Source organism: Nocardia sp. NPDC058497, from assembly GCF_042720195.1.
Lineage (GTDB): Bacteria > Actinomycetota > Actinomycetes > Mycobacteriales > Mycobacteriaceae > Nocardia.
Genome location: NZ_JBHXMY010000042.1, coordinates 1 through 8,541, shown reverse-complemented (window position 1 = coordinate 8,541; position 8,541 = coordinate 1). Strand labels below are relative to the sequence as shown.

Here is an 8,541-nt window from a genome sequence, read left to right as displayed (position 1 = left end):
TGGGCGGGGGTCCCGGCCCTATCCCCCGTGGCCCGCAGCGTTCCCGCGGCGCGGGGTCCCCCCCGAGGCCCCCCCATCCCTGTGGGTTTTGCGAGCCCCCCCCGCGCCGCCGCGCAACCCAAGGCCGCGACGCGGCAACACTGCTGGCACTGTACGGCGACGACGCCGAGATCCGGATGGTCGACCACCACGACCAGCCCAGCCATCCCCGTGTGCTGCACGGACGTTCGGCGATCGGCGACATGTTCACCGACGTGTGCGCCCGCGAGATGACCCACAAGCTGGAGAGCATCCTGATGGACGGCGACCACGTCGCCTTCGTCGAATCCTGCCGCTACCCCGACGGCACCCGCGTCCTGGTCCACTCGATGGCCGACATCCGCGACGGCCGCATCGTCGACCAGACCTCGATCCAAGCCTGGGACGAGGAGTAAGAGCGGAGACGGAGGGATTTGAACCCCCGATGGTGTTACCCATGCTCGCTTTCAAGGCGAGTGCATTCGGCCGCTCTGCCACGTCTCCCTAGAGTGAGATCGTAGCGGACGCATCCGCAGCGACGGATCTCGCTGATGACATGGGGAAAGTGGAGAGGCACAGCTACATGCATGCTGTCGAGTTGAACGGTTTCGGTGGGCCCGAGGTGATGGAGTGGACCGTGACGGTCGATCCGGAGCCGCGGCCGGGGGAAGTGCTGGTCGAGGTCATCGCGGCGGGGGTGAATCGGGCCGACGTATTGCAGCGGCGCGGGTTCTATCCGCCGCCCGCCGATGCGAGTTCGGTGCCGGGGCTGGAGTGTTCGGGGACGATCGTCGCGCTCGGGGACGGGGTGCGGGATTGGCAGGTCGGGGATCGGGTGTGTGCGCTGCTGGCGGGCGGCGGGTACGCCGAGCTGGTGGCGGTGCCCGCGACCCAGCTGTTGCCGATTCCGGACGGGCTCGATCCGGTCGCCGCGGCGGGTCTGCCCGAGGTGGCGACCACGGTGTGGTCGAACCTGGTGCTGACCGCGGGGCTGCGGTCGGGGCAGCTGGTGTTGATCCACGGTGGCGGCGGTGGGATCGGGACGCACGCGATTCAGGTGGCGCGGCGGCTCGGGGCGCGGGTGGCGGTGACGGCGGGATCGGACGCGAAGCTGGCCAAGTGCGCCGAGCTGGGGGCCGAGCTGCTGATCAACTACAAGACCCAGGATTTCGTCGCCGAGATCGTGGCGGAGCAGTCGGCGGCCGGTGGTGCGGGCGCCGACGTCATCCTCGACAACATGGGCGCGCTGTATCTGGAACGCAATGTGGAGACGCTGGCACCGCACGGTCAGCTGGTGGTGATCGGCATGCAGGGCGGCGTCGCGGGGACGTTGAACCTGGCCACGCTGCTGGGCAAATGGGGCACGGTGCACGCGACGAATGTGCGCAACCGGCCGCGCACCGGTGTGGGCAGCAAGGCCGAGGTCGTCGCCGCGGTGCGCGCGCAGCTGTGGCCGCAGATCGCCGCGGGCGAGATCGTGCCGGTGATCTCCGCCGAGCTGCCGATCACCGAGGCGGGCCGTGCGCACGAATTGCTCGACGACTCGGGGACCTTCGGCAAGGTAGTTCTGCGGGTCCGCGACTGAGAACTGCGCTGGGCGTTCACTGATTGCCGTGGTCGGCGGGAATTCGACCGTTCCGGCGGAAAGTGAACGGCGGACGCAGGTTATTCGAGCGAACTCAGCGCGCGTCCGAGCTGGTCGATCTCATAGCGCGTTGTGTACGGCGCCAGACCGATGGTGACGGCGCCACCCTCGTCGTTGACACCGAGCGCGTCCAGTAGTCGGCTGCCGCCGTGCACGCCGGAGACCGTGCCGATCCGGTTGTCGGCCAGCTTGGCCGCGACCTTCTCCGCCTGCATGCCCGCCATCGTGAAACTGACGGTCGGGATGCGGGTGGAGGCGCGGCCGATCACGGTGAGGTTCTCGACCTTCTCGAGCACCTGCATCAGGTGGTCGAACAGCTGGTCGTGATAGTCCTGCAGCGAGGTGATCGACATCTCGAGCCGTTCGCGGCGGGTGCCTCGGGCGCGTTCGTCGAGCCCGGCGAGGAAGTCGATCGACTCGGTGAGCCCGGCCAGCAGCGCGTACTGATGCCCGCCGACCTCGAGCCGTTCAGCACCCTTGGCATAGGGATTGAGCGACATCGACGGGATGCGGTCGAGGAACGCCGGGTCACGGAAAACCAGCGCGCCCACCTGCGGGCCGCCCCAGGACGGCGCGCTCAGCGCGACCACGTCGGCGTTGAGTTCGTCGATATCGATCAGCGCGTACGGTGCGGCGCCGAACGCGTCGGCGACCAGCAGACCGCCCACGTCGTGCACCCGGTCGGCGGCCACCCGGACCGCGGGCGCCGAGCCGACGATCGGGGACGCGGCGGTGAGCGCGACCAGGCGCGCGGTCGGGCCGATGAGCTCTTCGAACTGCCAGGACGGCATCTCGCAGGTCTCGATCTCGACCTCGGCCCAGCGCACGTGCGCGCCGTAGCGGTTGGCGATGCGCAGCCACGGGGCGACATTTGCCTCGTCGTCGAGCCGGGACAGCACGATGCCGGTGCCGAGACCGAGCCGGGAACTCAGCGATTCGGCCAGCCAGGCCAGCAGCACCGCGCGATCGGGTCCGAGCACGACGCCGGCCGGATCTCCACCGACCAGGTCGGCGACCGCCGCGCGCGCGGCGTCGAGGATCGCACCGCTGCGGGTCGCCGCACCGTGGCGGCCGATGTGGGAAAACGAGGAGGTGCGGAAACCCGTTGAGACGGCACGCGATACCGAATCGGGAACGAGCATCCCCGCCTGCGGGTCCAGATGAATCCAGCCGTCGCCCAGGGACGGTATCAGGCCCCGAACCCTCGCGACGTCATAAGTCATGGTGGCCACTTTAAGGGCAGCGGGCGTCCCGGTGTAACCGCGTCGGGGTTTTAGCGCGAACCCGGCACACACGCAATGATGGGGATATGACGCACTCGGAGGATGTCCCGGAATCCATCGTCGTGATCGGCCCCGACGGCCGTCCGCTCACCGTGCCCGCCGACCAGAACGGCGGCTCCACGTTCACCGGACAGGTCGTGCCCGACGACGAGAAGCCCGCCACCGACGACGCCGAGGAGGGTGAGTCGCTGGCCGACATGGTCGAGCAGCCCGCCAAGGTGATGCGCATCGGCACCATGATCAAGCAGCTGCTCGAGGAGGTGCGGGCGGCTCCACTCGACGACGCGAGCCGGACCCGGCTCAAGGAGATCCACAAGTCCTCGGTCCGCGAGCTCGAGCAGGGCCTCGCCCCCGAACTGCGCGAGGAGCTCGAGCGGCTCACCCTGCCGTTCACCGACGAGTCGGTGCCGTCGGACGCCGAACTGCGGATCGCCCAGGCCCAGCTGGTCGGCTGGCTCGAAGGCCTGTTCCACGGCATCCAGACCGCGCTGTTCGCCCAGCAGATGGCCGCCCGCGCGCAGCTGGAACAGATGCGTCAGGGCGCCTTGCCACCCGGCGTGCACGCGGGTGATCACAAGGCCGGTGGCCACGTCGGGGGTGGGCAGTACCTGTAGGTCGCCGGGCCTACGCACACCCGGCACCTGCCAGGGGCCGACACTGTAAGGTCGGGGACCGTGCCCGCAGCTGCCGCTCGTCCCGATTCGGTCTCCGATCGCAGTGACGCGCGTACCGAAGAGAGCCCCGTGCATTCCGACGACAACTCCCCGGTGACCGAGGCCGAGGTCGCGCCGCCGATCGTGTCGGACTCGCAGACGTTCAAGCGCGCGTTCAAGGACATGCGCGACGGCTTCCATCAGCGCGAGCTATGGCTGTCACTGGGCTGGCAGGACATCAAGCAGCGGTACCGCCGTTCGGTGCTCGGCCCGTTCTGGATCACCATCGCGACCGGGCTGCAGGCGCTGGCGATGGGTCTGCTGTATTCGACGCTGCTCAATCAGCCGATCAGCGAGTACCTGCCGTATGTGACGGTCGGCCTGATCGTGTGGAACGTCATCAGCGCCTCGATCCTCGAGGGTTCCGATGTGTTCATCGCCAACGAGGGCCTGATCAAACAGCTGCCGTCGGCGCTGAGCGTGCATGTGTACCGGCTGGTGTGGCGGCAGTTCCTGTTCTTCATCCACAACGCGGCGATCTACGCCCTGCTGGTGGTCGCGTTCTCGATCTGGCGTGACCTGAACTGGTCGATCCTGCTGGTGTTCCCCGCGATCGTCCTGCTGTTCCTCAATGCCATGTGGGTGTCGATCGTGTTCGGCATCTTCTCCACCCGCTACCGCGACATCGCCCCGATCCTGAGCTCGATGACGCTGATGCTGTTCGTGCTGACCCCGGTCATGTGGTCGACGAAGGCGCTGGAGAACTCGGTCGGCGGCATGAGCGACCGGGCCAAGCTGATCGAGATCGTGCCCACCTTCCACTACCTGGAGATCGTGCGCGCGCCGCTGCTCGGCGAGCCGTCGGAGTGGCATCACTGGGCGATCGTCGGCGCGATCACGGTGGTCGGCTGGGTCGTCGCGATCCTGGCGCTCAAGCAGTACCGTGCCCGCGTCCCGTACTGGGTTTAGGAGCAGACTCCCGATGAGCCGTGTGAGTATCGAAACCCAGCAGGCGTGGGTCGAGTTCCCCATCTTCGACGCCAAGTCGCGGTCGCTGAAGAAGGCGTTCCTCGGCAAGGCGGGCGGCGCGATCGGGCGCAACAGCTCCGATGTGGTCGTCGTCGAGGCGCTGCGTGACATCAACCTGTCGCTCAAGGAAGGCGACCGGGTCGGCCTTGTCGGCCACAACGGCGCGGGCAAGTCGACGCTGCTGCGGCTGCTGTCGGGCATCTACGAACCCTCCCGCGGCAGCGCGCGCATCCGCGGCCGGGTGGCACCGGTGTTCGACCTCGGTGTCGGCATGGACCCGGAGATCTCCGGCTACGAGAACATCATCATCCGCGGCCTGTTCCTCGGGCAGACCCGCAAGCAGATGATGTCCAAGATCGACGAGATCGCCGACTTCACCGAGCTCGGCGAGTACCTGTCGATGCCGCTGCGCACCTACTCCACCGGTATGCGGGTGCGCCTGGCGATGGGCGTCGTCACCTCGATCGACCCCGAGATCCTGCTGCTCGACGAGGGCATCGGCGCGGTCGACGCCGAGTTCATGAAGAAGGCGCGCACGCGGCTGCAGTCGCTGGTCGCGCGCTCGGGCATCCTCGTCTTCGCCAGCCATTCCAACGAGTTCCTCGCCCAGCTGTGCGACACCGCGATGTGGGTCGACCACGGCCAGATCCGGCTGCAGGGCGGCATCGAGGAAGTCGTGCGAGCGTACGAGGGTCCCGACGCGGGTAATCACGTGGCACAGGTGCTGCGTGAGCTGGAGACCGAGGGCGCAGCGGGCGCGGCGGACGAGAAAGAACTGGAGCAGAATCAGGCATGAGCGGGCAACGTGACGAGGCTGCTCCGGCTGCCGTGCCGGGTGGGTTCAGCATGACCGACCGCCTCGCGGCGACCGCGGCACCCGTCGAGCCCGCCGCTGCCATGGCCGATGACGCGGTGCTGCCCGGCGAACCGGCGTCCGCGCAGGTCCTCGCGCCGGCTGATGACGCGGAACTGCCCGCAGGCGCCGAACCCGCCGACATCACGACCGAGACCGGGCCGAGCGCGCGGATCATCGCGGTGGTCGTCACCCACAAGCGCCGTGAGCTGCTCGCCGAGTCATTGAAAGTCCTCGCCTCGCAGTCACGTCCGGTCGACCATCTGATCGTCGTCGACAATGCCAACGAGGACGCGGTGGCCGAACTGGTCGCGCAGCAGCCGATCGAGGCCACCTACCTGGGTTCACGGCACAACCTGGGCGGCGCCGGTGGTTTCGCGCTCGGCATGCTGCACGCGCTCACCCAGGGCGCCGATTGGGTGTGGCTGGCCGACGACGACGGCCGCCCCGACGGGCCCGAAGTGCTCGCGACACTGATCGATTGCGCACGCAGGCACAACCTGGTCGAGGTATCGCCGGTGGTCTGCGATATCGACGAACCCGACCGGCTCGCGTTCCCCCTGCGCCGTGGCGTGGTGTGGCGACGGCTGCGCTCGGAGCTCGGTGACGAGGACTTCCTGCCTGGCATCGCCTCGCTGTTCAACGGCGCGCTGATCTCGGCGAAGGCCGTGGATCTGATCGGTGTGCCCGACCTACGGCTGTTCGTGCGCGGCGACGAGGTGGAGGTGCACCGCCGCCTGGTCCGCTCCGGGCTGCCCTTCGGCACCTGCCTGCAGACCGCCTACCTGCATCCCAACGGCGCCGAGGAATTCAAGCCGATCCTGGGCGGGCGGATGCACACCCAGTACCCGGACGACCCGGTCAAGCGCTATTTCACCTACCGCAATCGCGGCTATCTGATGTCGCAGCCCGGTATGCGCAAGTTGTTGCCGCAGGAGTGGATTCGCTTCTCCTGGTTCTTCCTGGTGACCCGTCGCGACCCGGCCGGGCTCAAGGAATGGTTCCGGCTGCGCTCGCTCGGCCGGAACGAACAGTTCGGCAAACCGGACTAGGCGGAGCCCCCAGAAATAGGGGGGTAGGTCCTGCCGATCTCGCGACCTAGGATCGGTAGGTGACCTTACGAACGAGTTTCGCGTCCACCGCTGCCGCCATCCTCGCCGGCAGTGCACTATGCCTGGCCGTGCCGGGCACCGCCAACGCCGATGACACCTGTCAGCTCGGCGCGTCCAACGTCGGCCCCCGCTCCTGTGTGATGAACGAACTGCGCACGGCCCCGGTGCCGACGCTCGGCAACGGCGTCTGCTTCGGCCTCGTGAACGTGGGCGGCACCGCGTTCGACGGACCGCTCAACTCCCCGAGCGTGGCGCCCGGTGCCACCCACAGCATCTCGCTGCGCATCTCGCAGGGCCTGCTCGGCAACATGGCTCCCGCTCTGCTGACGTGCGATGTGAACGTCATCGTCGACTGGCGGAACCTGGACAACGGTGCCACCGGCTCGATGACGCATTTCGTTCCCGCCCGCCACAACAGCACCTACCCGTTCCAGGTGATCGCCCCCACCGGTCCCGGCCGGTTCCAGGTCACCGTGCGCACCGACCGTCCCAGTCTGCCCGCCTCGACCGAGATCGTCGTCCCGTAACCTGCGTCGACGCCACCGGGAGCTGATTCGTCAGCCCTCGGTGGCATAAATCAGTTGTGCGGTGTCGCGGTGTGCGGCACAGTGGGAGCAACGTTGGAGAGGAGGTGGATGTCCGTGAGTACAGCCGTGTGGATTGCCGTGCCCGGGGAGCGCGATTGCGCGCCTGCCCTGGCCGTTCCGGACATCACCTCTACTCGCTGAACCCGTTGTCGGGTTCGGCGCCCGACGAAGGACTTCACACCAATGGTCGACTACGACCTGCTCGTCCCTTACGGCTGGACCGAAGCCGTAGCTTCTGGATATCTGCCGCTGCTCGGCGATCTCACCCCCGCCCGCATCGTCCGGATGGACCGCAGCGAGTGCGATGTGGTCACCCCGAGTGGCCCGGCGCGGGCCGCCTGTCCGCGCGACATCAGCGGACTGTGTACCGGCGACTGGGTCGGGCTCGATGCCGAAGGCACTGTGCGGCAACTACTCCCCCGGCACTCGGCGATCATGCGCTCGTCGGTGTCCGGGCGCTCGGTCGCCCAGGTGCTGGCCACCAATGTGGATACGGTGCTGATCTGCAGCGCCGCCGACGGTGACGTCGACCTGGGGCGGATCGAGCGGATGCTCGCACTGGCCTGGGAGAGCAATGCGCAGCCGGTCGTCGTGCTCACCAAAGCCGATGCGGCGGTGGATATCCCGCTCGACGAGGTGCGTGCCGTCGCGCCAGGGGCGACGGTGCTCGCGGTGAGCGCCGCCGCCGATGTCGGCTTGGATGTGCTCACGGCTGTGCTCACCGGAACGGTCGCGCTGATCGGTCCGTCCGGTGCGGGCAAATCGACCCTCGCCAATGCCCTGCTCGGCGCGGCGGTGTTCGCCACCAACGCCGTTCGCGCGGTAGACGGCAAGGGCCGCCACACCACGGTGCATCGTGAGCTGCGTCCGCTCCCCGGCGGCGGCACGCTCATCGACACTCCCGGGCTGCGCGGCATCGGCCTGTACGACGCGGCCGAGGGCATCGGCAAGACATTCAGCGACATCGAATCCCTCGCCGCCGAATGCCGTTTCGCCGACTGCGCCCACCAGACCGAACCCGGCTGCGCCGTCCTGGCCGCCCTCGCCGCCGGCACCCTCCCCGAACGCCGTCTGACGAGCTATCGCAAGTTGGCCAAGGAGAACGAATGGATGGCGGCCCGCACCGACAAGCGCCTCGCCGCCGAACGAGCCCAGGTCTGGCGCACCATCGCCAAACAGCAGCGCCGCCAATACCGCGAACGCGGCCACCGCTAACCCCCTGGACAAATGATCACCACGCTCTGGTGTGAGCATATGGGCTGACCGAGAAACGGGGGGGGGGGGGGGCGTAGGGGGGGGGGGGGGGGGGTGTAGGTCGGGATCAGGGGGGGGGGTGGGGGTGGGAGTGGCCGGGGGTCGGG

Annotated in this window: 9 protein-coding genes and 1 tRNA gene; 8 read left to right on the top strand and 2 right to left on the bottom strand. The window is 68.4% G+C overall.

What is annotated here, in order from left to right; genetic code table 11:
• Positions 1-20: 20 nt before the first annotated feature.
• Positions 21-434: a nuclear transport factor 2 family protein gene (locus tag ACFWPJ_RS05320; RefSeq protein ID WP_378847470.1), complete on the top strand. Its 414-nt coding sequence runs from the start codon at positions 21-23 to the stop codon at positions 432-434.
• Positions 435-437: 3 nt separating this feature from the next.
• Here the strand turns inward: ACFWPJ_RS05320 and ACFWPJ_RS05315 are convergent.
• Positions 438-522, bottom strand: a tRNA-Ser gene (locus ACFWPJ_RS05315).
• Between the two features lie 79 nt (positions 523-601).
• On the opposite strand from ACFWPJ_RS05315, the gene ACFWPJ_RS05310 reads away from it, so the two are divergent.
• Positions 602-1,603, top strand: a complete 1,002-nt coding sequence (locus ACFWPJ_RS05310; RefSeq protein ID WP_378847467.1) for an NAD(P)H-quinone oxidoreductase — start codon at positions 602-604, stop codon at positions 1,601-1,603.
• A gap of 80 nt (positions 1,604-1,683) precedes the next feature.
• Here ACFWPJ_RS05310 and ACFWPJ_RS05305 read toward each other — a convergent pair whose 3' ends face one another.
• Positions 1,684-2,886, bottom strand: coding sequence for a cysteine desulfurase-like protein (locus ACFWPJ_RS05305; protein ID WP_378847432.1), 1,203 nt, complete (start codon positions 2,884-2,886; stop codon positions 1,684-1,686).
• 86 nt (positions 2,887-2,972) lie between these two features.
• Here ACFWPJ_RS05305 and ACFWPJ_RS05300 point away from each other — a divergent pair, with 86 nt between their 5' ends.
• The 6 genes from ACFWPJ_RS05300 (at position 2,973) to rsgA (ending at position 8,395) form a co-directional block, all read left to right on the top strand.
• Positions 2,973-3,560, top strand: coding sequence for a bacterial proteasome activator family protein (locus ACFWPJ_RS05300; RefSeq protein ID WP_378847429.1), 588 nt, complete (start codon positions 2,973-2,975; stop codon positions 3,558-3,560).
• 222 nt (positions 3,561-3,782) lie between these two features.
• On the top strand, positions 3,783-4,568 hold the full coding sequence (locus tag ACFWPJ_RS05295; protein WP_378847464.1) for an ABC transporter permease: 786 nt from the start codon (positions 3,783-3,785) through the stop codon (positions 4,566-4,568).
• A gap of 13 nt (positions 4,569-4,581) precedes the next feature.
• Positions 4,582-5,424, top strand: a complete 843-nt coding sequence (locus ACFWPJ_RS05290) for an ABC transporter ATP-binding protein (protein ID WP_378847426.1) — start codon at positions 4,582-4,584, stop codon at positions 5,422-5,424.
• The gene (locus ACFWPJ_RS05285) at positions 5,421-6,533 is read left to right on the top strand and encodes a glycosyltransferase (RefSeq protein WP_378847424.1); all 1,113 of its coding nucleotides are present in this window, start codon (positions 5,421-5,423) and stop codon (positions 6,531-6,533) included. Before ACFWPJ_RS05290 ends, ACFWPJ_RS05285 begins: the two co-directional genes overlap by 4 nt.
• A gap of 59 nt (positions 6,534-6,592) precedes the next feature.
• Complete coding sequence (locus ACFWPJ_RS05280; RefSeq protein WP_378847421.1) at positions 6,593-7,120, top strand: hypothetical protein; 528 nt, start codon at positions 6,593-6,595, stop codon at positions 7,118-7,120.
• 243 nt (positions 7,121-7,363) lie between these two features.
• A complete protein-coding gene (gene rsgA, locus ACFWPJ_RS05275; RefSeq protein WP_378847419.1) occupies positions 7,364-8,395 on the top strand; it encodes a ribosome small subunit-dependent GTPase A in 1,032 nt (343 codons plus the stop codon).
• The last annotated feature ends 146 nt before the right edge of the window (positions 8,396-8,541 follow it).